18 protein-coding genes are annotated in these 22,715 nt (G+C 54.5%); 16 read left to right on the plus strand and 2 right to left on the minus strand.

Features of this window, described 5'->3' with window-relative positions; genetic code table 11:
* A partial coding sequence (locus FCN15_RS10995; protein WP_138495065.1) for an ATP-dependent helicase occupies nucleotides 1-2,090 on the minus strand: 2,090 nt, incomplete at its 3' end.
* A 207-nt stretch (nucleotides 2,091-2,297) separates the two neighbouring features.
* Here FCN15_RS10995 and FCN15_RS11000 point away from each other — a divergent pair.
* From FCN15_RS11000 to FCN15_RS11035, 8 genes are all read left to right on the plus strand, one after another.
* The gene (locus tag FCN15_RS11000; RefSeq protein WP_138495066.1) at nucleotides 2,298-2,576 is read left to right on the plus strand and encodes a GNAT family N-acetyltransferase; all 279 of its coding nucleotides are present in this window, start codon (nucleotides 2,298-2,300) and stop codon (nucleotides 2,574-2,576) included.
* 184 nt (nucleotides 2,577-2,760) lie between these two features.
* Complete coding sequence (locus FCN15_RS11005) at nucleotides 2,761-3,789, plus strand: agmatine deiminase family protein (protein ID WP_138495067.1); 1,029 nt, start codon at nucleotides 2,761-2,763, stop codon at nucleotides 3,787-3,789.
* Between the two features lie 44 nt (nucleotides 3,790-3,833).
* The gene (gene aguB, locus FCN15_RS11010; protein WP_138495068.1) at nucleotides 3,834-4,709 is read left to right on the plus strand and encodes an N-carbamoylputrescine amidase; all 876 of its coding nucleotides are present in this window, start codon (nucleotides 3,834-3,836) and stop codon (nucleotides 4,707-4,709) included.
* A gap of 219 nt (nucleotides 4,710-4,928) precedes the next feature.
* Nucleotides 4,929-6,611 (plus strand): spore germination protein, encoded by a 1,683-nt coding sequence (locus FCN15_RS11015; RefSeq protein WP_138495069.1) that lies wholly within the window; start codon nucleotides 4,929-4,931, stop codon nucleotides 6,609-6,611.
* Nucleotides 6,608-7,828 carry a Ger(x)C family spore germination protein gene (locus tag FCN15_RS11020; protein ID WP_138495070.1) on the plus strand — a complete coding sequence of 407 codons (1,221 nt, stop codon included), beginning with the start codon at nucleotides 6,608-6,610 and terminating at the stop codon, nucleotides 7,826-7,828. Before FCN15_RS11015 ends, FCN15_RS11020 begins: the two co-directional genes overlap by 4 nt.
* A 62-nt stretch (nucleotides 7,829-7,890) precedes the next feature.
* A complete protein-coding gene (locus FCN15_RS11025; protein WP_138495071.1) occupies nucleotides 7,891-8,985 on the plus strand; it encodes a GerAB/ArcD/ProY family transporter in 1,095 nt (364 codons plus the stop codon).
* Between the two features lie 53 nt (nucleotides 8,986-9,038).
* On the plus strand, nucleotides 9,039-10,100 hold the full coding sequence (locus FCN15_RS11030; protein WP_138495072.1) for a phosphotransferase family protein: 1,062 nt from the start codon (nucleotides 9,039-9,041) through the stop codon (nucleotides 10,098-10,100).
* A 2-nt stretch (nucleotides 10,101-10,102) separates the two neighbouring features.
* Nucleotides 10,103-11,104 carry a glycosyltransferase family 4 protein gene (locus FCN15_RS11035; RefSeq protein ID WP_138495073.1) on the plus strand — a complete coding sequence of 334 codons (1,002 nt, stop codon included), beginning with the start codon at nucleotides 10,103-10,105 and terminating at the stop codon, nucleotides 11,102-11,104.
* 173 nt (nucleotides 11,105-11,277) lie between these two features.
* Here FCN15_RS11035 and FCN15_RS19315 read toward each other — a convergent pair whose 3' ends face one another.
* Nucleotides 11,278-11,433, minus strand: a complete 156-nt coding sequence (locus tag FCN15_RS19315; protein WP_203232127.1) for a hypothetical protein — start codon at nucleotides 11,431-11,433, stop codon at nucleotides 11,278-11,280.
* A gap of 214 nt (nucleotides 11,434-11,647) precedes the next feature.
* On the opposite strand from FCN15_RS19315, the gene FCN15_RS11040 reads away from it, so the two are divergent.
* From FCN15_RS11040 to FCN15_RS11075, 8 genes are all read left to right on the plus strand, one after another.
* The gene (locus tag FCN15_RS11040; RefSeq protein WP_138495074.1) at nucleotides 11,648-12,448 is read left to right on the plus strand and encodes a formate/nitrite transporter family protein; all 801 of its coding nucleotides are present in this window, start codon (nucleotides 11,648-11,650) and stop codon (nucleotides 12,446-12,448) included.
* A 42-nt stretch (nucleotides 12,449-12,490) separates the two neighbouring features.
* Entirely contained in the window at nucleotides 12,491-13,000 is a 510-nt protein-coding gene (locus FCN15_RS11045) for a pyridoxamine 5'-phosphate oxidase family protein (RefSeq protein ID WP_238996632.1), read from the plus strand.
* Nucleotides 13,001-13,179: 179 nt separating this feature from the next.
* Entirely contained in the window at nucleotides 13,180-15,486 is a 2,307-nt protein-coding gene (locus FCN15_RS11050; protein WP_138495075.1) for a putative bifunctional diguanylate cyclase/phosphodiesterase, read from the plus strand.
* Between the two features lie 24 nt (nucleotides 15,487-15,510).
* A complete protein-coding gene (locus FCN15_RS11055; protein WP_138495076.1) occupies nucleotides 15,511-17,346 on the plus strand; it encodes a sensor histidine kinase in 1,836 nt (611 codons plus the stop codon).
* The gene (locus FCN15_RS11060) at nucleotides 17,339-18,889 is read left to right on the plus strand and encodes a response regulator transcription factor (RefSeq protein ID WP_138495077.1); all 1,551 of its coding nucleotides are present in this window, start codon (nucleotides 17,339-17,341) and stop codon (nucleotides 18,887-18,889) included. Before FCN15_RS11055 ends, FCN15_RS11060 begins: the two co-directional genes overlap by 8 nt.
* Before the next feature lie 282 nt (nucleotides 18,890-19,171).
* Entirely contained in the window at nucleotides 19,172-20,662 is a 1,491-nt protein-coding gene (locus tag FCN15_RS11065) for an ABC transporter substrate-binding protein (RefSeq protein ID WP_138495078.1), read from the plus strand.
* Nucleotides 20,663-20,763: 101 nt separating this feature from the next.
* Complete coding sequence (locus FCN15_RS11070; RefSeq protein WP_138495079.1) at nucleotides 20,764-21,693, plus strand: ABC transporter permease; 930 nt, start codon at nucleotides 20,764-20,766, stop codon at nucleotides 21,691-21,693.
* Nucleotides 21,694-21,719: 26 nt separating this feature from the next.
* Nucleotides 21,720-22,673, plus strand: a complete 954-nt coding sequence (locus FCN15_RS11075) for a carbohydrate ABC transporter permease (RefSeq protein WP_420819568.1) — start codon at nucleotides 21,720-21,722, stop codon at nucleotides 22,671-22,673.
* Nucleotides 22,674-22,715 lie beyond the last annotated feature (42 nt).

Here is a 22,715-nt window from a genome sequence, read left to right on the forward strand (position 1 = left end):
CGCGCCCCGGCCGTGCCTGCCGCCGCACCGGCTGCGCCAAATGCGGCGAGCAGGAAGCGCGACACGTCCGCCTTCTTGCCCCGGTAGCGTGCGGGGGAGCTGACGATCAGCTCCTCCCTGGCCCGGGTGACGGCGACGTAAGCCAGGCGGCGCTCCTCTTCGAGCGCCGCTTCGCCTTTCAGCTCGGCGGACAGCCCCGGATGAATATCCTTCATCCGGTCCGCATCCAGCGCCGAGGCGTGGGGCAGGCTGCCTTCGGATGCCCCGATCAGATAGACAACGGGGAATTCGAGCCCTTTGGAGCGGTGGATCGTCATCAGGGCCACCCGGTTCCCCTGATCCTCCAGCCTGCGCGTGCGTCCTTCCTCATTCTTCGCGACAACCTCGTCTACGAAGTCCAGAAACTCCGGAATGCCGGTGAACCGCTCGGCAGAGGTCTCAAGCTCGTCCAGCAGCTCCTTCAGCATTTCCCTGTGCTGGGTGGCCTCCTGGCGTTCGTCCGTTTCGAGATAACTGTTGTAGAAGCGGCTGCGGATCTGGCGGATCGCCTCGACCGGCGTCAGGCTGCGGAGGGAGCGGATGAGCTCTATCCGGTCATTAACTTTTTCAATCTGGAAGTCCTTCAGCCCCGGCAAAGTCCGCAAATGCACCATCGGTCCTTTCTTGGCGCGCTGCTTCTCCTGCTCCATAATGTGGGCCATTCCCAGATTCCGGTTAATATATAATGTTGGCAAAATACTCTCAATCGCCTGGAAATCCCGGCGGTTCAGCGACAGACGCAGGTAAGCCAGCACGGGGAGAACCACCCGCTGCTGGTACAGCAGCTGTCCGTCGCCGTAGTCAATATGCGGGATGCCGCGCATGACGAGCTGCTCGAGAATCGCCCGGTTGTTGCTGGCCGCCCGGTACAGGATGGCGTAGTCGCCGTAGCTTCTGCTGCCGGCTGTGACCTCATGCTCGATCCGGTTCAGCAGAAACTCCGCTTCCTTATCGGTGGTATACGGCCTTAAGTAGAGCGGCTTCACGGTGCTCGTCAGCCTGGCGGCCTTCAGCGTTTTGGGACGCCGCTCCACATTATGGCGGATAATGCCGTTGCCGAGGCCGACAATAGCCGGGCAGGAGCGGTAGTTGATGTCGAGCGTGATGACGACAGCGCCCGGATACTGCTTGTCGAATTTCAGAATAAATTCGCTCCTCGCGCCGTTGAAGGAATAAATCGTCTGGTCGTCATCGCCGACGGCCATCAGATTGTTCGCGGGAGCCGCGATCAGGCGCACCAGCTCGTATTGAAGGAGATTTGTATCCTGAAATTCGTCTACCATGATGTAGCGGAACCGTTCCCGCAGCCAGCGCAGACTGCGGGGGTCGTCCCTCAGCATATCGTAGGAACGGACCAGGACATCATCGAAATCCATCAGCTGCTGCTCGGCCTTGACGGCTTCATACCTTTGAAAAATCCGCTTCAGCTCGCGTTCGGTTTCGCTGTTCTCCGGGAGATCTTCTACCTTCGTGAGGTTCATCTTGGCCGCCGACAGCAGCGCCAGCAGCGTCTCCGGCTCGTAGGCGTCCTGCGGCAGGTTCAGCCCGCGCATGATCTGCTTCAGCATGATGTGCTGCCGGGTTGTATCCGCCAGCAGGGTGGAAGCGGCGCCGCGGCTGTACAGAAAGCGCAGGAAGAAGGCGTGAAACGTCCGGGCGGTCAGTGCTTTGACATGGTGGTCAGACAGTCCGGGGAGTCCGGCGATCCGCTCGCGCATTTCCGCTGCGGCCTTGCTCGAGAAGGTAAGCAGCAAAATGCTTGCCGGCGCTGCGCCCCGCACGCCGATCAAATAACCGGTGCGGCAGATCAGCACCGAGGTCTTGCCCGAGCCGGCGCCGGCCAGCGTCAGCGCAGGGCCGCCGCCATGGCGGACGGCGCGGATCTGCGCCCGGTTCAGCAGGATGCCGCTGTCCTCCAGCCTGCGGAAATACCAGGCATCCGGCTCGGCATCTTTAACGAGCTCGCGGCTGGTCTCAGCCGCGGCGCGCGGGGCGGGAGGCGCTTGACCTTCGGCCCCGTCGGGTCTATGTTGGAATAAATAGGGTTCCATATGATAATCACCTTGCTTTTTTCTTGGAGGCTATCCTTTTGTTGTCAGGCCGTCCTTGGACAGGCGCATTATCTAAATATATCACATTCCAGGGCCTTGAAGACTGATAAGAGGAGAAGCTTTAAGGGAAAGCTATGCCGGACGCGCGGAATCTGTGTTCATATAGACTGAACTTTTGAATGATCATTTAACGAAAGGGTTGGGAACATGAGGGAAATGGTGAATACAGGCTATGGCTTTGAACTGCAGGAAGATGGGACAATGGTGGCGGAAATTACCTATCAGAAACAAGGCGGCGTGCTGATCGCGGACCATACCTTTGTATCGGAAGAGCTTCGCGGCCAGAAAATTGCCGAGCAGCTGCTTGAGGAGCTGGCCGGCTATGCCCGGGAAAATGGCTATAAGATCGTGCCGCAGTGCTCCTATGTGCAGACGATGTTTAAGCGCCATGACAAATACGCGGACGTGTGGAAGCGGGAGATGTAGGCCGAACAGGCAGAATAAGCTGAATTAGCAGAATAAGCGGAATAGGCGCAAAAAATGAGCCCCCTGACCCTTAAGCTCCAGGGCAAAAATTTCATCCTGCTCACGCATTGAGGCAGGGGGAATTATATTGTATGATGTAGCTTGGACTTTCACCCAAAATTTTAATTAAAGTGAGTTGACATAGATGAACCCTAGATCGGCGAATTATGCCATGCCCCCTGAATGGGCCGCACACGAACGTACTTTTATCTCCTGGCCGGTGCAGGACTCGATGGTCTATCCGGACCAGTACGAGGACGTAAGCCGGGGCTATCAGGAGCTGATTCAGGCCATTGCCGAGTTTGAACCGGTTGGCGTGCTTGTGAATCCGGAGGAAGCGGCTCGTGTCAGAGGTCTGTTTCATCAGGAAAATATCGAGATCCTGCCGGTTGAGCACAGCGATGCCTGGCTCCGTGACAACGGGCCTACCTTCCTGCTGAATGCGGCGGGCGAACGCGCGGGCATTAACTGGAACTTCAACGCCTGGGGCGAGAAGTACAAACCGTACGACCTCGATAATCAGGTGGCAGGGCAGCTGCTCAGCCGCTATGGCATTAAGCAGTTTGATGCGCCGATCACGATGGAAGGCGGCTCTTTCCATGTCGATGGGGAAGGTACGCTGATCACCACAGAAGAGTGCCTGCTGAATGAGAACCGCAACCCGCACCTGAGCCGGGAGGAAATCGAGCAGGTACTCAAGGATTACTTGCATGTAGATCAAATCATTTGGCTGAAGCGCGGCCTCAGCGGCGACGAAACCGACGGGCATGTTGACAATGTTGCCTGCTTCGCGGCGCCGGGGATGGTCATTCTGCAGGTCTGTGACGATCCTTCCGACGAGAATTATGAGATTACCCAGGAGAACCTTGCGATTCTGGAAGCGGCAGCAGACGCGAAAGGTCGGAAGATCGAGGTGATCCGCATTCAGCAGCCGCCGGCCGCCCATTTCGGCGATTCCAGGCTGACGCTGAGTTACCTGAACTTCTATTTCGTCAACGGCGGCATCATTCTGCCGGTGTTCGGCGGCGCTGCCGAAGAGACCGACCGCCTGGCGCAGGAAGTACTGGAGCGCACGTTCCCGGACCGCAGAGTCCGCACGGTTAACGGAATGGCCGTCATTCGCGAAGGCGGCAATGTACACTGCACGACGCAGCAGATGCCCGCGGGCAAATAAATAGACAACCAGCAGGCTTAATCACGAGAGGGAGGGGAAACCTTTTGAGAAATGTAAAAGTAGCAGCCACTCAAATGAGCTGTTCCTGGGATATCGAAGAGAATATCGCCAAAGCGGACCGTCTGGTCCGTGAAGCGGCCAAGCAGGGCGCGCAGATTATTTTGCTGCAGGAGTTATTTGAGACGCCTTATTTCTGCCAGAAGGAGAAAGCGGATTATTATCCGTATGCCACCGAGCAGGAGCACAACAAGGCGATTAATCATTTTAGAGCTGTAGCCAAAGAGCTTGAAGTGGTGCTGCCGATCAGCTTCTATGAGAAGAAGAACAACGCCCGCTACAACTCCATCGCGGTCATTGACGCGAACGGGGAAGTGCTGGGCCGCTACCGTAAGAGCCATATTCCGGATGGACCGGGCTATGAAGAAAAATTTTACTTTAATCCGGGCGACACCGGCTTTAAAGTCTGGAGCACCCGCTACGGCAAAATCGGCGTCGGCATCTGCTGGGACCAGTGGTATCCGGAAGCCGCGCGCTGCATGGCGCTGATGGGCGCCGAGATTCTGTTCTACCCGACAGCGATCGGTTCGGAACCGCAGGACGGCTCCATTGACTCCAAGGATCACTGGCAGGCCTGCATGCTCGGCCACGCCGCTTCCAACCTCGTGCCGGTCGTAGCTTCGAACCGGATTGGAACCGAGACCGATGAGGATTCCAGCGTCACCTTCTACGGTTCTTCCTTTATCGCCGGTCCTACCGGCAGCAAGGTGGCTGAAGCAGGCCGGACCGAAGAAACGGTGCTGGTGGCTGAATTTGACCTCGATAAGCTGGAGTCGCAGCGGATCGAGTGGGGCATTTTCCGCGACCGCCGTCCCGACCTGTACAAGGTTATTACCTCCTATGACGGAGAGCAGCTGGTTTAATTCCTATAATTACATGACATTAGCATGACTATGACATGAGCATGACGCAGCGTCCACCCTTTGCGGGTGGGCGTTTTTTTGTGTACGGAGCCTCCTCCCCCGCAGCAAAAGTCTAGTTGCGGACAAGCGAGGGACGGCAGGCTGCCGGCGTGCGGTGAATAATTCGCGCCTTTCCATGAAATGTTAATAGGAGACAAGTGATTGAAGGAGGATGGGGATATGCTGAATAAATGGCTGAAACAGGTGCTGACTCCCCGGACTCAGGCTGCCGGCCAGAAGGCCGGGACACCAAGCCAGTCCCTGCCCGTGAACAAGAACCTCCTTGTCTCGATGGAGCTGCTGCGCAGCAAGCTGGGGAGAAGCCCGGATTTCGTCATGAGGGGGTTTACGTCATCCAAGGGAGACTCGCCTTACCCGGTACTGGCGGTTTGCTACGTTGACGGACTGGTAGACCATATGCAGCTGACGGAGCTTATTGAAGCAGCTGCCCGGACGGCGGAGAATTCCTTGCAGAATGGGCGGGAGCCAAGCGGAGGAGAGCCGGATGAAGGAGAGCTGGATGAAGGAAAGCCGGACGGCGGAGAATCGGTGGCTGAACAGCTGGCCCGCAGTCTTCCGTCTGCAGATCTTCAAAAGAAAGCGACCCTGGATGACGTGATCGCATCCGTCCTGTCGGGAAGTGTCGTATTTCTCGCCGACAATACGTCCTATGCTTTGTCGGTTTCCATACCCGGCGGGCTCCGGCGCAGTGTCGAAGAACCGACTTCGCAGTCCGTGATCCGCGGACCCAAGGAGGGCTTTACCGAGGAGCTTTCAACCAATATGGCTTTGATCCGCCGCAAGCTCAAGACGCCGGATCTTCGGATGGAGGTCCGTCAGATCGGAACCTACACCCAGACGCGGGTGGCGGTCGCTTACATCCAGGGGATCGCCCAGGACAGCGTCGTCGAGGAGGTTCGCAGACGGATTGATTCCATTAATACGGACAGCATTCTGGAGAGCAACTATATTGAAGAGATGATTCAGGATGCACCGCTTTCGCCGTTCCCGACCATCATGAATACTGAACGGCCGGATGCCGTGGCAGCCAGCCTTCTTGACGGTCAGGTGGCGGTGCTGATCGACGGCACGCCTTTTGCGCTGCTGATGCCGGTGACCTTTTTTAAATTTTTCCAGTCGAGCGAGGACTACTACCAGCGTTATGATCTGGCTACTTTCCTGAGAGTGCTGCGCATTATGACCTTTCTGGTGGCGCTGCTGCTCCCTTCCCTGTATATCGCCATTACTACCTTTCAGCAGGAAATCCTCCCGATGACCATGCTGATTACGCTGGCGGCCCAGCGGGAGGGGACGCCGCTGCCAGCCCTTCTGGAAGCGTTCATTATGGAGCTTACCTTTGAGGTCATTCGTGAAGCCGGGGTCAGGATGCCGAGGATTATCGGGCCGGCCATTTCCATTGTGGGAGCGCTCGTTATCGGCCAGGCTGCCGTTCAGGCCGGCCTTGTTTCGGGTACCATGGTCATCGTGGTCTCCTTCACGGCGATTGCGAACTTTGTTATCCCTTCCATTGATATGGCGGCAGCTGTCAGGCTGATGCGGTTCACGCTGATGATTCTGGCTGGTACTTTGGGGCTGTTCGGCATTTTGGCCGGGATGATCCCGATTATCGTCCATCTGGTCTCTCTGCGTTCTTTCGGGGTGGACTACTATGCTCCTTACGCGCCCTTTCATAAATCCAATATGAAGGATATGATGATCCGGGTTCCCATATGGGCGATGAAGACCCGTCCTGACCAGATTGCCGGCAAGAACAGAACGAGACAAGCGCCGTACCAATACCCTCCTGTAGAAGAGACTCTGCTGGGATCGTCCAGTCAGGGCGGACAGGAAGAGCCGTCATGAAGAGGATCACGCTGCTTCTTCTCGTCATGGCTGTTATGGTATTGTCTGCCGGCTGCGGGAGCCGCAGAGAGCTTAACGAGCTTGGTCTGGTTATCGCAACGGGGGTAGACGGGAGCAAAGGGAATTACCGGATCACTTCACAGATGATTATTCCTTCCGCTTTGTATTCAGGATCAGGCGGAGCAAGCGGAACGGGTTCGCAAACGGGGGTCTTTGTATTTACTTCTGAAGGGCATACCGTTAAGGAAGCTTTGGATCGCAGCGTGCTCAAGAACTCCCGCCGGCTCTATTTTTCACATAACAACATTTTCGTGATCGGCAAAGAGACGGCGGACGACGGCATTTACGAGCTGATTGACAGCTTCCTGCGGAATTTGGAGGCGCGCGAAACGGTCAAGGTCCTGGTTGCCGAATCCAGCGCCAAAGAGATTCTGGAGATGCTGATGCCGCCTGAGAAGCTGCCCGGCAAAGCGCTGGACGACCTTTTGAATAAGGAGGAGAAGGTGGAATCGGTATACAAGGCGGTTACCGTGCATGAAATCGCGTATATGCTGAGCTCGGAAGCGAATGCGGTCAGCATTCCTGAAATCCGGATGGAAGGCAGTGAGGAGGAGGACTTAAAGACCTCGGAGGCCTTTAAGCGGACCGCTCCGCGGGCTAATCTCATCTTGAGCGGGCTGAGTCTGTTCCGCGGAGAGAAGCGGGTTGGGAGCCTGAATGAGCAGCAGAGCCTTGGCGTCTCCTGGTTAATGAACCAGGTCAAGCATCAGACCTTGTCTTTTGACGGGAGCCGGGAGGAAATGTCCTCCTTCGTGATTGATTCAGCGAAGGTAAAGGTAACCCCTGTGAAAGGAGAGGAAGGGTACATTCTTAAAGTCAGGGCTAAGGCGAACGGAGGATTAAGAGAATCCAATTCGATGGATGACATCACGGATCCGAAGGGAATTAAGCTGATGGAAACTGAAATCGAGCGGGAAATCACGCAAATAATCCAGGAAGGCTGGGCGGGTCTGCAGCAGCAGAAGGTTGATGTCCTGGGCCTGGCGGATAAGATCTATCGCAGGAATCCGAAGGAATGGCGGTCTATACAGCCCCAGTGGAACGAGCAGTTTGCCAAAATGAAATTGGACATTCAAGTTAAAGTCTCTATTAAGAGAACGGGCTTATTCGGAGAGTCCTTCCGCAAGCTTCAGAATAAGCTGCATGGCGAGGAGTAAGCGGGGGATGAGGACTTTGAACTTTAAGCTTTAAGCTTTAATGAGAAACGGGGGCAGGCAAGTTGAGTCAGCAGAAGATCAGGGCATCGGAGCTTGTTGTGAGTCTGATTTTGTTTGAAGTAGGGAGCACGACGCTCTTCCTGCAAGGCGGCGGAGTCAAGCAGAATGCCTGGATAGCCGTGCTGGGAGCCGGCGCTGCGGGAGCGCTGGTTCTGCTCCTGCACCTCGCTATTCACCGGCGCGATCCCCGTCTGGATTTGTTCCTCTTATTCCACAGGTATATGGGGCCGTGGGTCGGCACGGTCTTTAACCTGGGCTTTATTGCTTACTTCGCCTACGAAATGTCCAGAAACCTGAGGGATATGGGGGAACTGACCATGCTGACCCTGCTGCCCGGCACCCGGATCTGGATTACCGCCCTGATTACGCTTCTGGTGGTTGCCAATACGGTCCGGCATGACTGGAGAGTGAGCTTCTTGACGGGAATGGCCTTGTTTCCGATTATGGTTGCTTCTTATTTGATCCTGATCCTGATCATTTTCTTATCAGGGCTTATTCATTATGAATTTCTTCTGCCTGTTCTAGAGAACGGAGTCAACATGGACATGGCTAAAGAAGTGATGAAGCTGGTTTCATTTCCATTTGGGGAAACCGTCGTCTTCCTGGTCTTCTATCCTCTCATCCAGCAGCGGAGGTCGGTTGTCCGCAATATCATGATTTCCTACTTTGGGATCGTGCTGTTTCTGGCTTTTATTAACCAGCTCAGTGTTATGGTTCTCGGCCCGGTATTGGCGGCCAACACCACGCTTCCTCTGCTGGAGACGGTGCAGCTGGTACAGTTCCCCGGGGTCTTCGAACGGATGGATGCCCTTTTTACACTAATCCTGTTTATGGGGCTCGGGTTTAAAATGGTTTACTTCTATTCAGGAGCGGTAATCGGGCTTGAACGGGTGACCGGGATCGGATACCGGAAATGGATCATCCCGCTCGGGGCGCTCATCTTCTGGGCGGCCTTCTGGTCCCCGAACTATACGCATCATATTTGGCTGGGCCGGGAGATCGTCCTGTTTACGATATGGCCTGTGTTCCAGATCGTGCTGCCCGCACTGTTATTTACCGTAATGCTCCTCCGCCGGAACAAGATAAAGCCGCATTGATTGCTGCCCATAAATCGTTTACAATTTGAAGTTAAAAAAAGTTGGTGATCGGCGTGAAATCATTGGCGGATTACATAGCGCCGGATGGAAGCCTGGATCAGGGGAAAATCCATCTCAGCGTTCCGCTCTATCAGGGCATGAACGGGCGTTTTGTCGAGCGGTTCTATGACGATTCCGGACAAAGCTATATCTATAAGCCTGTCACCCAAGAGGGCCAGGAAGGGCGGGAGGTCTGGGTCTATAACCATGTGCTGCCGAAGGTGGCAAAGGTCTATCCGGCATTGCTGGCCTATGCCGGGCCTTCGGAGTCTGGCGGCGCAGGCTGGGCGGTCTTTGAGGATCTGGGGCAGCTGAGCCATGATCACCGTCCCGGCACGCTGCTTCGTATGGCTCGCCTGGCTGCCGGCTGGCACTGTCTCCCTGCAGCGGAATGGGAGCATGCGGCGCTGGCCTCGCCCAAACCGCCCATTACGCAGATGGCCGCAGAGCTGCTCGGCCGGGAGGAGGAAGCGGGGCGGCTGCTCCAGGAAGCGGGCCTCCCGCCAGGGCTGATTCAGCGCGGAATGGACTTTGTGAACCGGTCGGCACTCGTCCGCGCCAAGGTGCTGAATCATGGGGATCTGCATGCCGGCAATTATGCGCGGGCCAGAGGCCGGCTGTATGTGCTGGATTGGGAGCATGCCCATTTGAATTCGCCGCTGTGGGATCTCTATCATCTCATCGACATGTCCCATCCCGTTTATCCAAGAGCTTTCCCCATCACGGCTGAGCTGCGCGAACGGGTGCTTAGAGGCTATGCCCTGAAGCTCCGGGAATACGGGCGGGAGCTGGACGAACAGCAGCTGGCGGATGATTACGACGGCTATGCCTGTTTATTTTCTTTATGGATGCTGCTCCTGATCGGGCGTGATCTTCAGCAGGGAAGCGTCTGCTGGTCAGCGCCGCAGCTTCTCCGGCAGCGGACGGAGACGATGGCCAGCCTCAAGGAGTGCGGCCTGCGCTTCTGGCAGAGCGGCGGGGGGCAAGGCGCCGGGCCGGGGACGGACGGGCCTGCAGAGGTGCGCCTAACCGCGGACGGCTATACCGCAGGCGGCTATACAGCAGAGGGGGGATAACCATGACCAAAGTAGGTCTTGTCATGCGCAAGATTCAATTTGCCGAGGCGCAAGGGCCCCGGATCTTCGCAGAGCGGCTGCAGCGGATCGGCCGGGAGCTGGGCGTGGAGATTGTGTTCATTTCGCCGGAGCGCCATGTGAGCGGCCATGACTGGCTGCCCGGTTATGAGCATGAGAAGGGCGATCTGGTGAATTACGACATCGTCCTGGATCAGATTTACAAGGAGAAGATTGAGCACGTCATTTATACGGTATCGGGATTTACTTTTCTAAAAATGTTCCTGCCAAACAGTGTCCTGTTCCCGCACAGCTTTCCTGACCCGGCCTTGACCGGCTATGAAATGATGAAGCCGTTCTATACGATGGTGGACAAGGCGATTGTGCAGACTGAATTTCTGCGTGAGCAGATGAAAGAGCGGTACGGGGTGACGGACGTCAGCGTCATTCCGATCGGCTTCAGCGAGGAGCTGGCGAACCGCCATTTCGACCCGGATGCGGTTGTGGACAACCGGGTTCTCTGGATCGGGCGGGACGAGGCGAACCGCCGGCCGGACCTGGTGCTGGAATATGCCAGACGCAGCCCAGATAAAGAGGTATTCATGGTATTCGGCGGCCTGCGGTACAAGGAGAGCATGAAGAAATACGATATTCCGGACAATGTGAAGCTGAAATTTGCCTTGTCGCAGGATGAGGTGTTCGCGCTCATGAATTCCTCAAAGGTTTATTTCAGTTCTTCCCGGTTCGACACCTTCGCAATGCCTTTGACAGAAGCGATGGCGATGGGCAAAATCGTCGTCAAGCCCGAGCATCCGTGCTACGGCCATATCAACGGCCCGCACTGCTTTGCCGGCAATGAGACCAATTGGTTCGAGCTGGTCAACATGGCGGCAGCGCAGCCGCGCAAGTGGTCGGACGAGAACCAGCGCTATGCTTTTGAGCATTTTTCCGAGCGGGTGATGAAAGAGGGTTACCGGACGTTCTTTGAGTCCTGGCTCACAAGCTAGGGAGGGCCGGATCATTGCGGAGCATCCCGGACCATTCCGGATCATCCCGGACCATTCAAATAATAAAGACCGGTTCCAAAGCTGTCAGCTTATCCGGAACCGGTCTGTTTGTTGTGGCGCGTTTATATCGCGTATGAATCACGTCTATTTTGCGTATATCTCACTGTTATCTCTTAAACGTTTTGTTTCATCTGTGTGCCGGCTTCGCACTGGCGCAGCTTGCGGACAATTTCCTTCTGCCATTTGGTGTCGCCGAGCATGGCGGCCAAATTTAGCAAATCAAGATAATCATCAACCTGCAAATGAACTTTGGAATAACGGTTGGCCATGGCTCTAAGCTTCCTTTCTGTCTCTGGGGTGCAATAATGATAATCATTATCATTTAATTATTTGTATTATGACATAAATGTCGGAAGATAGCCAATCCTTTTCTGCTGTTCAGAGCAAAAGATTACAGCGAATCCGGACTGCCAGGTTTATTTCTGTCTGATTTGTGTTATATTACGGAAAATAAAGGTATTACATGATGCTCCGGGAGGGACTATGGAAACAGAAGCGCTGTTAAAAGTAGAAGAGCTTGCATTAAAGAAACATAAGATTTTCAAGCAGAGCTGGATTCGTTATTTGGCCCGGGCTATGCTGGCGAGTATGTTTATCGGCTTTGGCGTAATCGTAGCTTTTAAGACAGGCAACTTTTTCTATTTGAAGGATTCTCCATTCACCTATCCGATGGCGGCGATGACGTTCGGGGCGGCGATTATTCTGATCTCCTACGGCGGGGGAGACTTGTTCACGGGGAATACGTTCTATTACACTTACGCTGCTCTGCGCAAGAAGCTGAAATGGAGAGAAGTGCTCGAACTGTGGGGCTCCAGCTATCTTGGCAATATTTTGGGGGCGCTCGTGTTCGCCTTACTGATTCACCTGACAGGGCTGTTTGATTCTCCGTCGGTCAACGGCTTTCTGCTCAGCGTAGCCCAGCATAAAGTAGAAGCTCCGTTTGGAGAGCTGTTCTTCCGGGCGATTTTGTGTAACTGGCTGGTATGTCTAGCCTTCTTCCTGCCGATGTCCATGAAGGGAGACGGAGCGAAGCTGTTTGCGATGATGCTGTTTGTATTCTGCTTCTTCATTTCGGGATATGAGCACAGTATTGCTAACATGTGTACGTTTGCCATTGCACTGGTTCTGCAGCATCCGGAAGGCTTCTCGTTTGCCGGGGTGATTTATAATCTGATCCCGGTAACGCTCGGGAACCTGGTTGGCGGTGTGCTGCTGATGGGCTTCATGTACTATTTCGTGAACAAGCCTTATCTTGAGGAAGAAGACAACGGACAAGCGCATTAATAGGCCGGCTGGCAGACTGAAGACAAGTGGAAAGGGAGCGGCATGCAGATGGGCTTGCAGGAGGAAATGAACGGCAGCAGCCGGGGGGCTGAGCTGCCCCCGGAGGTATACGCGCTGCTGAACGGCACTGATCTGGCAGACAAACAGGAAGAGGCGATGATGCTGATCACCGTGTCGGAGGACGGGTGGCCGCATACCGCGATGCTCAGCGTCGGGGAGGTCGCCGCCGCAAGTCCAAACCTGCTTCGCATCGGGCTGTGGCAGGGCACTGAGACAAGCGGGAACCTGAAGCGTGCCGGGAAGGCCGCGCTGGTGCTGGTTTATCAGGGCAAGGTCAATTATCTGAAGCTGCAGGTCAAGCCGCTTCCCGCCTCCCGGGAAAGCGCCTATCCCCGCGACCGTTTCGAGGCTGAACTGGCCGGGGTCAAGCAGGATACCGCCAAATATGCGGAGATTGTGAGCGGCATCCGGATTGCGCTGCACGACCCTCCGGAGGTGGTCAAGCGGTGGGAGGCAACGGTAAGGGATTTAGTCCGGGAGGAAGAGGATTAAGAGAAATCAGAGGGCTGTTCTTCGGGCGGTGCGCCGCCGCGGAGAACGGCTTTTTTTACGTCTAAATCCCTGTTTGGATATGAAGAAAATGGTTTCTTTTAGCAGGAGCGTCGGGGTATAATATGTGGGATTGTCTATCACTTTTTGTCGGGTTTTGTAAGGTATTGTAGGAGGAAGTTATGCAAAGTATAAAATGGGAGCTGGAAGGGTTCCCGCTTGCGGTGTCTATCGGTGTTTTATTCCTGTGTTTAGTGTTCATGGTGAGAGCTGTATTTCTGATCATAGAGGCCCGGAAGGACCATAAGGAGAAGGCGCTGCTGTGGTCCTTCTTTACGGAGACGCTGAAGGATTACGGGATTCTGGTGTGGGCCGTTCACCCTGTAAAGGGTACGGTGTATTTCAGCAGCTGGGCCCAAAATTTGACGAGATTTACGGAGAAGGAAGTGCTGGGCAGGGCGCCCGGTGAAACGGGCCTGCGCGAGGCCGGCTTCGGCATCCTGGTCGATCTTATGGAGGGGATTGCATTAGGCAATATCCCGGAGAACGGTGCGGAGCTCGTATTGACCAGCGCCGGCGGCGCAAGACATGATCTGCAGATCCGCATTACAGAAGCCGGGCGGACGGACAGCAGTCCCGGGATTTACGTGCTTACGGGCATGGATGTTACAGAATGGAAGAGGACCGAGGAGCGCCTGCAGCTGGCTTACGGAGGTTCGGGTGCGATCATATGGGAGACCGACTTAGAGAATAGAATTTATACACTCTCCAGACGATGGAATGAGCTGATGGGATATGAAGAACGCGAGGAGCCGTACACCGCAGAGGAATTAATAGCGCTCATCCACCCTGAAGACTGGGAGCAGGCCGAGAAGCGCCGTTTGGATCATCTGACAGGCGAAGCACCCACCTACAATGCTGAATACCGGATGAAGACAGCCCGGGGAGAATACCGCTGGATCCAGGCGCGCGGCCGGGTTCTGCGCGATGAGCAGGGCAGCGCGGTCCGGTTTGCTGGTTCCATGATTGACGTGACCGACCGCAAACGGTACGAGCTGCAGGTGGAGTCCAGCCTCAGAGAGCTGGAGCATACCAACCAGACCTTATCCGCCATGCAGGAAAGGCTCAGACAGCAGCTCCATATGCTTATGGAGAGCCAGGCCCAGCTGCGCCAGAAGGAAGACAAGCTTCATAAGCTGGCTTACTTTGACACCGTGAGCGGGCTGCCAAACCGGGTGTATTTGATGGAGCTGCTGGAAAGCAGCCTCGCGGAGCCGGATCAGAAAGCGGCACTCTTATTTATAGATACCGACAATTTCAAAAATATAAATGATACTCTGGGGCACAAAGAAGGCGACCAGCTGATTAAACAGGTAGGCGAGCGGCTGACCGGCATGCTGCCTTCGGGCGCCATGCTGTTCCGCTTCGGCGGGGATGAATTTGTCATGCTGGTCAGGGAGGCAGCAGCTTTGGAGCAGCTGCAGCTCTTGACCCGGCAGCTCTTGAAGGGAATCAAGGAGCCTTTTCAATTTGGACAGAGTGAGCTGCATTTGTCTGTCAGCATCGGGATCGCCCTTTATCCGGAGCACGCCTCAAACCCTGAAGAGCTGATCAAGAATGCTGATCTTGCGCTGTACCACGCCCAGAAGCTGGGCAAGAGCTCCAGCGTTGTTTATGACGCCGTGATGCAGAAGGAGCTGCAGAGCCGGATGCTGATCGAATCTCATCTGGTGTCCGCGCTGGACCATGATGAGTTTGAGCTGCATTACCAGCCGCAGGTGGATGCGGCAACCGGAAGAATTACCGGCTTCGAAGCCCTGCTGCGCTGGAATAATTCCGAGCTTGGCAGAGTGTCTCCGGACAAATTCATCCGGATTGCAGAAGACAGCAGGCAGATCAACGCCATTGGGGAATGGGTGCTTCTGACGGCCAGCTCGTTCCTGAAAGACCTCCATGATGCCGGCTATGCCGATTGCAAAATGTCGGTGAACATCTCCGTCATGCAGCTGAAGCAGGAGGGCTTTGTAGACACTTTAGCCGAGATTCTGGAGGATGTGGGGCTGCCGCCGAACCGGCTGGAGATCGAGATTACAGAGTCGCTCTTCATGGAATCGGGGGAGCGGAGAGATCTGATCGCGAAGCTGGATCAGGTGCGCCAGATGGGCATCGGTATTGCGCTTGATGATTTCGGGACAGGCTATTCCTCGCTGGACTATTTGAGGGAGCTGCCGATCACCACCTTGAAGATGGACAAGAAATTCGTCGACCCGATTGAAGCCGAAGAGGAGAGCCGCTCGCTCGCCTCGGCGATTCTGCTCATCGGACACAGCCTGGGCCTGCGGATTGTGGCGGAAGGTGTGGAGACGCCCAAGCAGCTGGATTTTTTAAAGGCTAACAATTGTGATATGATTCAGGGTTATCTGTACAGCAAGCCGCTTCCCGACCGCCAGATCAAAGAGCTGCTGGAGAGATGGGAACACGGGCGGTGAAGCCAGCGGATGGGGGAATAGGGCATGAGAGCCGGTTACATCTATCGGAATTTCTTTAAAAATAACCTGTTTATGAGAATGCTCCTGATCTTTATGGGGATTGCCGTCCTGACGATTGTTACCCTCTCTTATCTGATGTTCATTTCGTTGTCCCAATCGATCATGAAACGGGAGCTCGACAGCCAGAAGGCGGCGATGGAAAGTGTGAACCGCTACCTCCATTCCCGCTACGAGGCTGTGCAGAACATGGTCCGGGATATGTACCGCAATGAGACGTTATACGGCAATATCAGCTATCTGATGGAGCATAACTATGCGGAATACGTGCAGCACCGGATGGATCAGTTCTACAACGAAACCGGTGATTATTCCACGGATGCGCTGCAGTATTTTCAGAACGTGATGGACGAGAACAGCGATATCCGGAATTTGATCCTGTACAGCTCGGACAAGCAGCAGCTGTCGGCTTTCAATGCGAGCAAGCAGTTCAAGCAGATCTCCGCGCAGATGACCCATTCCTATATTCCGGACGCCATGGCGATGGAGACGAAGAATATTACAGCCCCCAACTACTGGGTTAAAAAGGCTGTCAGCCAGAAGGACCCCGCGCTCTATGCCATCCGGGTGCCGATCAACAACCGCCAGACCCTCAAAAATGCCGGCCAGCTGCTGGTGTACCTGAATTCCAGCAGCATTTCCTCAGCGCTTGCGAGCTATCAGAACAGCCTCAAGGGGGAGATTGTCGTGCTTTCGCCTGAAGGCACCGTTCTGTATGACTCCAAAGACCAGTTCTACGGCAAGAAATACCCCTACGTCGATATTGAAGGAACCCTGTATGATACCCCCGAATCGGTCTCTACGAGCAGCGGCCAGCATTTATATCTTAATAAGCTGATTTCAGCGGATGATGGATACGCGGTCATCGGTTCTGTTCCGAAGTCTGAGGTTGCGGAGGCCTATTCCGGCATCAAGAAGACCATTATTACGATCAGCGTCTTCTGTATCCTGTTTGTGATCAGCATCCCGATTATTTTTGTCATGAATTTTGCCAAGAGAACCAACCGGATCATTAAATTCACCCGCAAGGTGAAGAATGGGGATTTGGCGGCGCGGATTGAGGACCCTCATGAAGATGAGCTGGGCCAGATCTCCAAGAGCTTCAACGACATGCTGGATGAGCTGAATCTCTACATAGAGCGCGTGTACAAGGCGGAGATCAAGCAGAAGGAGACGGAGCTCGTAGCCCTGCAGGCGAGGGTCAGCCCGCATTTTCTGTACAATACGCTTGAAGTGATCCGGATGAGGGCGATTTCGCAGGGAGCGCGGGATGTAGGCGAAATGATCTACAGCCTGTCCCTGCTGTTCAAGAATCTGGTCAAGCAGAAGAAGGTCTATACGCTGAAGGATGAGCTCGAATCCTGCCGGCTGTATCTAGAGCTATTCCGGATTCGTTATAAGGACAAATTCAACTACACCCTGACTTCTGAGCCGGGACTTGACAATAAAACGGTAACGAAGCTGTCTCTGCAGCCGGTGATCGAGAATTATATTGTGCACGGGATCCGCACGGACCGCTGGGACAACTGGCTGTCGGTAAAGGTGCGGGCCGAGGGGCAGGTGCTTATTGCCGAGATTTCGGATAACGGGACAGGAATAGAGCCGGACCGTTTGGAGGAGATTAGGGAAGAGCTGGAGAAGCCGGAGGAGACGGGAAAAATGTTCGGTCTGCGCAGTGTGCACAGCCGGCTGAGGTTTCTCTACGGCCCTGAATACGGCCTGACGATCACCAGCCAAGCCGGTGAAGGCACAACGGTTCAGGTCAGATACCCGAACATGGAGGAGGCAGCTGACCATGTATAAAGTGTTTATTGTCGATGATGAGCCGTTCATTATCGAAGGCTTGTACGATATTCTGGACTGGCCCTCCTTCGGGCTGGAAATTGTAGGGCAGGCCGGGAACGGCCAGCGTGCGCTGGAGGCGCTGAGAGCCCGGCCGGCCGACGTGCTGATTACCGACATCTCGATGCCGGTGATGGACGGGCTGAGCCTGATCCGGGAGGCGCGGAAGCTGCACCCGGAGCTCAAGGTCATTATCCTCAGCGGCTTTAACGAGTTCGATTATCTGAAGGAAGGCATGAAGCTGGGCATTGAAAATTACCTGCTCAAGCCGATTAACATCGAGGAGCTGGAATCGACGCTGCGCAATGCGGTGGAGAAGCTGGACAGCGCGAAATCGGAGGAGCTGTACGACGCGTTCGATGTGCAGATCATCAAGGACAACACATTGTACCGCTGGCTGACCGGCCAGATTGCGGCCGCCGAATTCGAGGAGAGAGCGGACCTGCTCGGTTTGTTTCTGAACCGTCCTTATGTAGCAGCGGCGGTGTTCCGTCCCGTGGAGAACGGGCCTGACGGATTCGAGTGGCTGCGCACAAGGCTGGAGACAGAGCCGAATCTGACCTTATTCCGGGATGTGGACGGAGATCTGGTGCTGCTTGCGTCCATGGACGAGTGGGCGGAAGGAAAGCGCAGCTTCATCGCGCTGCTTGAACAGCTGTCCCATGAGCTGTCCAGCCGTCATAGCGCCGTTCAGATCGGGATAGGCAGCGTAGGCCACTGGCCGGAGGAGGCGGCGCCGAGCTACCGTGAGGCGAAGCAGGCTTTGGAGTATTTTCTGGTGTATCCGGGCAGGACGGTCATGGATTACACGGAGCTTGGAACAGAGCTAAGCACGGAGAATGGCATGGAGAGCGGCGGAGCGGCCGGAGGACAGCCTTTCTCCCTGCAGTGGCCGGATTATGCGAAGCTGTTCCTGACGCGTGACGCGGAAGGGCTGGCCTGCAGGATCGGGCAGGATTTCGAGCAGATGCGGCAAAGCGGCGGAATCGGCCCCAAGGATCTGCTGAACCGGGCGCTGGAGCTGGTTGTCCGGTTCAAAATGGAGCTGGAGGAGATCCGGCATACGGAAGAAGAGGGGATTTTCAAGAAGGGGCTGGACAACATCCGCAGCAGCCTGACCTTTGACGAGCTGACCGGGGCTCTGCAGCAGGTCGCAAGGGAGACGGTCAACGCCCTGCTGCAGGACAGCAAGAATCCGGTCGTCAGCCAGGTGCTGGCATACATTCATGAGCATTATGCGGATGAGCTTTCGCTGAAGACGCTGGGGCTGCAGTACCATATTCATCCCGTCTATCTGGGACAGCTGTTCCATAAGGAGACAGGGGAATCTTTTGCCGAATATATCAATAAATACCGGATTGAGAAAGCGAAATACCAGCTGAAGCATACGAATTTGAAGGTGCAGGAAATCGCCAGAAACGTCGGGTACTGGGAGACCGGCTATTTTTATAAACAGTTCAGAAAGTATGTCGGCATCTCCCCAACCGATTTCAAGGCGTTATAAGCCGTTCATACCTATCCCTGATGAGAGAGCAAGGCTAAGCAGCCGGGCCCCCTCACGGGGGTTTCTTATTTCTGCCCATGTCAGACATGAAGCTGACAGCACAAGTAAGCGTTTTAATGGAAACGGTACCAAATTTATGAACCGGCCATTCTTTTCTTTAATTTGTACCTCAATTTATTAAGTTTATCTTCTTTTTGAGAATGCTTTCATCCGGTAAGGTTAAAGTAGTTCGATTGGTTAACAAGTCACTCTGGTCACCATTTCAAAGGGGAGGATTTACCAATGAGAAAGAGTAAAAAGAGACTTTCCGTCGCGCTGGCTATGCTTACCGCATTGACCTTTGTGCTGAGCGCATGCGGCGGCAGCAATGCAAACAGCAATTCCGCAGCAGGATCTTCGAACGGCAGCTCTGACAAGCCTGTGAACCTGATCTGGTACACGATCGGCACGCCGCAGAAGGATGTCGACAAGGTCATGGCGGAAGTCAGCAAATATACACAGGAGAAGATCGGCGTCACTGTCACAATGAAGATGATCGACTGGGGCGATTATACACAGAAAATGCAGGTTAACGTCGCTTCCGGTGAACCGATGGACATCATGTTCACTTCGGCCGGCGGCTTCGACTATGTAACTAACGCAAGAAAAGGCGCGTTCCTGCAGCTTGACGATCTGCTCAATCAATACGGTCAAGATCTGAAGAACGCGATCGATCCTGCTTTCCTTGAAGGTTCCAAGGTAGACGGCCACAATTATGGGATCCCGGCTAACAAAGAGCTTCCGCAGCAGGAAGTATGGCGCTTCAACAAGAACCTGGTAGACAAATACAACCTGGACACCACCAATGTCCGTTCCCTGGAGAGCATTGAGCCTCTTCTGAAGACCATCAAGGAAAATGAACCTAACGTAACGCCGTTCGCCATGGACAAGAACTATGTCCCTTACGTGCCTTACGATTACATCATTCAGAACCTGCCGATGGCCGTTAAACTCGACACAACGGATTACAAGATCGTAGACATTCTGGAAACACCGGAAATGCAAGCGGCTCTGACTACCATGCACAAGTATTATCAAGCCGGCTATGTGGCTCCTGAAGCAGCAACAACAGGCTCCACCAGCGATTTGATGACTTCCGGCAACTGGTTCATGGACCGTGCGCAGACCCAGCCGCTGGCTGACAACCTCTGGTCCGCAAGCTATGGATACCCTGTCGTATCCACACCTGCAAGTGACGCCATCATTACGAACACTTCGGTGCAAGGCTCGATCATGGCGATCTCCGCGAACTCCGAGCATCCGGAGAAAGCAATGCAGTTCCTGAACCTGCTGAACACCGATCCGGTGCTGCGCAACATGGTTGACTCCGGTATCGAAGGCACGCACTACAAGAAGATCGACGATACTCACATCGAGAACCTGGCAGAATCCAAGAACTATGATATGCCTTCTTACTCGCTTGGCAACAACATGCTGCTGTACCTGAACCCTAACGATCCGGACGACAAATGGGATCAGTTCAAGAAGTTCAACGCAGAAGGCAAAGATTCTCCAATTCTGAGCTTCAACTTTGACAGCACGAAGGTAGCGACTGAAATGGCAGCTGTGCAGAACGTGAAGGAGCAGTTCTGGGCATCTCTGATGACCGGTACTGTTGATCCTGAAGAATACCTGCCTAAAGCAATTCAGAAGTTTAAAGAAGCAGGCTTGGATAAAATTATCGCTGAAGCGCAAACCCAGCTTGATGCCTGGAGAGCTTCGAACAGCAAATAAGCAAATTTGTTTTGAAAAATCAGCAATGTCGGAAGGATCGGGCGGGTGGTCATAGCGCCCGATCCTTTTTCATTATTTACATCTTTCAGGAGGGAACGCTAATGGCTAGCTTTTTCAAGAACATCCTTAAGAATAAAGTCATGCTGCTCATGGTGCTGCCGGGGGCGATCTGGTTCTTCTTCTTCTCCTACCTTCCGCTGGTGGGGACGATTGTCGCCTTCAAGCAGTACCGCTTTAACCGCGAGGGCTTTTGGGCCAGTATCGTCAAGAGTGAATGGGTCGGCTGGCAGAACTTCAAGTTTCTGTTCAGCGGAACCGATGCCTGGGTGATTACCCGGAATACGCTGCTGTATAATATCGCATTTATCTTCATCGGGCTTGTCCTGTCTGTGGCGATGGCGATCCTGCTGTCGCAGCTGGTCGGCAAAACGATGGCTAAAATCTATCAGACCGGCATGTTCCTGCCCTACTTTCTGTCCTGGGTTATTGTCGGTTATTTCGCGTTCAGCTTCCTGAGCATGGACCGCGGGATGCTGAATCAGATTCTGGGCTGGTTCGGCATGGAGAAGGTCCAGTGGTACTCCGATCCGAAATACTGGCCGTACATCCTGATCTTCGTCAGCCTGTGGAAATCGATCGGCTACAACAGCGTTGTTTATCTGGCTTCGATCCTGGGCATCGACAAGTCGCTGTATGAAGCGGCCATGATCGACGGCGCGAGCAAGTGGCAGCAGATCCGCAGTATTACGATTCCGATGCTGTCCCCGATCATTATCATCATGACACTGCTGGCGGTCGGCCGGATCTTCTACGCGGACTTCGGTTTGTTCTATCAGGTGCCGCGCGACTCCGGTACGCTGTATTCAGTTACGAACGTGATCGACACCTATGTCTACCGCGGCCTCAAAACAACCGGCGAAATCGGCATGAGCACGGCTGCAGGCTTGTATCAGTCCGTCGTTGGTTTTGTACTGGTTATCGTTTCGAACTACATCGTGCGCAGGCTCGACAAAGAAAGCGCCTTGTTCTAATTCAACGCTGAAAGGAGCGCTACCTCATGGCTGAAATGGCAACAAGCAACAACCCAAATGTTCAGGACGTTCCGCGCAGAAAGGCCCGTGACTTTCATAACGTCACAGCCGGATGGAATTTTGTGCTGCATCTGATTGCGGCGGTCTTCTCTTTTATCTGCGTGTTCCCGTTCTTATTCGTCGTTATTATTTCGTTTACGGATGAAAAAACACTGGCCACAGACGGCTACCGCATCTTCCCGGCCAAATGGAGCTTTGAAGCCTACCGCTTCGTCTTCCAGACCGGGGACGCGCTGCTGCGCTCCTACGGGGTCACCATTCTGGTGACGGTTATGGGCACCATCATCAGCCTCGTGCTGATCTCCCTGTACGCCTACGCGATTTCGCGCAGCAGCTTCCGCTACCGGAGATTCTTCTCCGTCTTCGCTATCATTACGATGCTGTTTAACGGCGGGATGATCCCGACTTACATGGTCGTATCCCAGCTGCTCCATATGAAAGATACGATTTGGGCCCTGGTTCTGCCGCTGGCTATGAACGCCTTCTACATCATGATTCTCAGAACGTTCTACAGCACAAGCGTGCCTGAAGCGATTATCGAATCCGCCCGGATTGACGGCGCGGGGGATTTCTACATTTTTCTGCGTATCGTGCTTCCTTTGTCGCTGCCGGGTCTGGCCACCATCGGCCTGTTCAGCACGCTGGGCTATTGGAACGACTGGTTCAACGCCCTGCTGTACATTGACAATCCGAACCTTGTCCCGCTGCAGTCGATGCTGATGCGGATCGAGAACAGCATCCAGTTCCTGCAGCAGAACTCGCAGAACAGCTCGCTCAGCATGCAGGCCTTGTCCTCCATCCCGCAGGATACGTCCCGCATGGCGATGGTGGTACTGGCTACGCTGCCGATTATTTTTGCTTATCCGTTCTTCCAGCGTTATTTCGTGCAGGGCTTGACCGTAGGGGCTGTGAAGGAATAACATATTGCCAAACTTTGGGATGAGGAAGGGAGAGGGAGAAAC

It is taken from the genome of Paenibacillus pinistramenti (assembly GCF_005869875.1).
Taxonomy (GTDB): Bacteria; Bacillota; Bacilli; order Paenibacillales; family Paenibacillaceae; genus Fontibacillus; species Fontibacillus pinistramenti.

Bases quoted from the DNA above. Each gene is read 5' to 3' on its own strand.
- FCN15_RS11040 (WP_138495074.1), top strand. From the start codon at position 11,648: ATGGAAACAGAAGCGCTGTTAAAAGTAGAAGAGCTTGCATTAAAGAAA.
- FCN15_RS11020 (WP_138495070.1), top strand. From the start codon at position 6,608: ATGAAGAGGATCACGCTGCTTCTTCTCGTCATGGCTGTTATGGTATTG.
- FCN15_RS11070 (WP_138495079.1), top strand. From the start codon at position 20,764: ATGGCTAGCTTTTTCAAGAACATCCTTAAGAATAAAGTCATGCTGCTC.
- FCN15_RS19315 (WP_203232127.1), bottom strand. From the start codon at position 11,433: ATGGCCAACCGTTATTCCAAAGTTCATTTGCAGGTTGATGATTATCTT.
- FCN15_RS11015 (WP_138495069.1), top strand. From the start codon at position 4,929: ATGCTGAATAAATGGCTGAAACAGGTGCTGACTCCCCGGACTCAGGCT.
- FCN15_RS11005 (WP_138495067.1), top strand. From the start codon at position 2,761: ATGAACCCTAGATCGGCGAATTATGCCATGCCCCCTGAATGGGCCGCA.
- FCN15_RS11060 (WP_138495077.1), top strand. From the start codon at position 17,339: ATGTATAAAGTGTTTATTGTCGATGATGAGCCGTTCATTATCGAAGGC.
- FCN15_RS11000 (WP_138495066.1), top strand. From the start codon at position 2,298: ATGAGGGAAATGGTGAATACAGGCTATGGCTTTGAACTGCAGGAAGAT.
- FCN15_RS11055 (WP_138495076.1), top strand. From the start codon at position 15,511: ATGAGAGCCGGTTACATCTATCGGAATTTCTTTAAAAATAACCTGTTT.
- FCN15_RS11065 (WP_138495078.1), top strand. From the start codon at position 19,172: ATGAGAAAGAGTAAAAAGAGACTTTCCGTCGCGCTGGCTATGCTTACC.
- FCN15_RS11050 (WP_138495075.1), top strand. From the start codon at position 13,180: ATGCAAAGTATAAAATGGGAGCTGGAAGGGTTCCCGCTTGCGGTGTCT.
- FCN15_RS11035 (WP_138495073.1), top strand. From the start codon at position 10,103: ATGACCAAAGTAGGTCTTGTCATGCGCAAGATTCAATTTGCCGAGGCG.
- FCN15_RS11045 (WP_238996632.1), top strand. From the start codon at position 12,491: ATGCAGATGGGCTTGCAGGAGGAAATGAACGGCAGCAGCCGGGGGGCT.
- FCN15_RS11075 (WP_420819568.1), top strand. From the start codon at position 21,720: ATGGCTGAAATGGCAACAAGCAACAACCCAAATGTTCAGGACGTTCCG.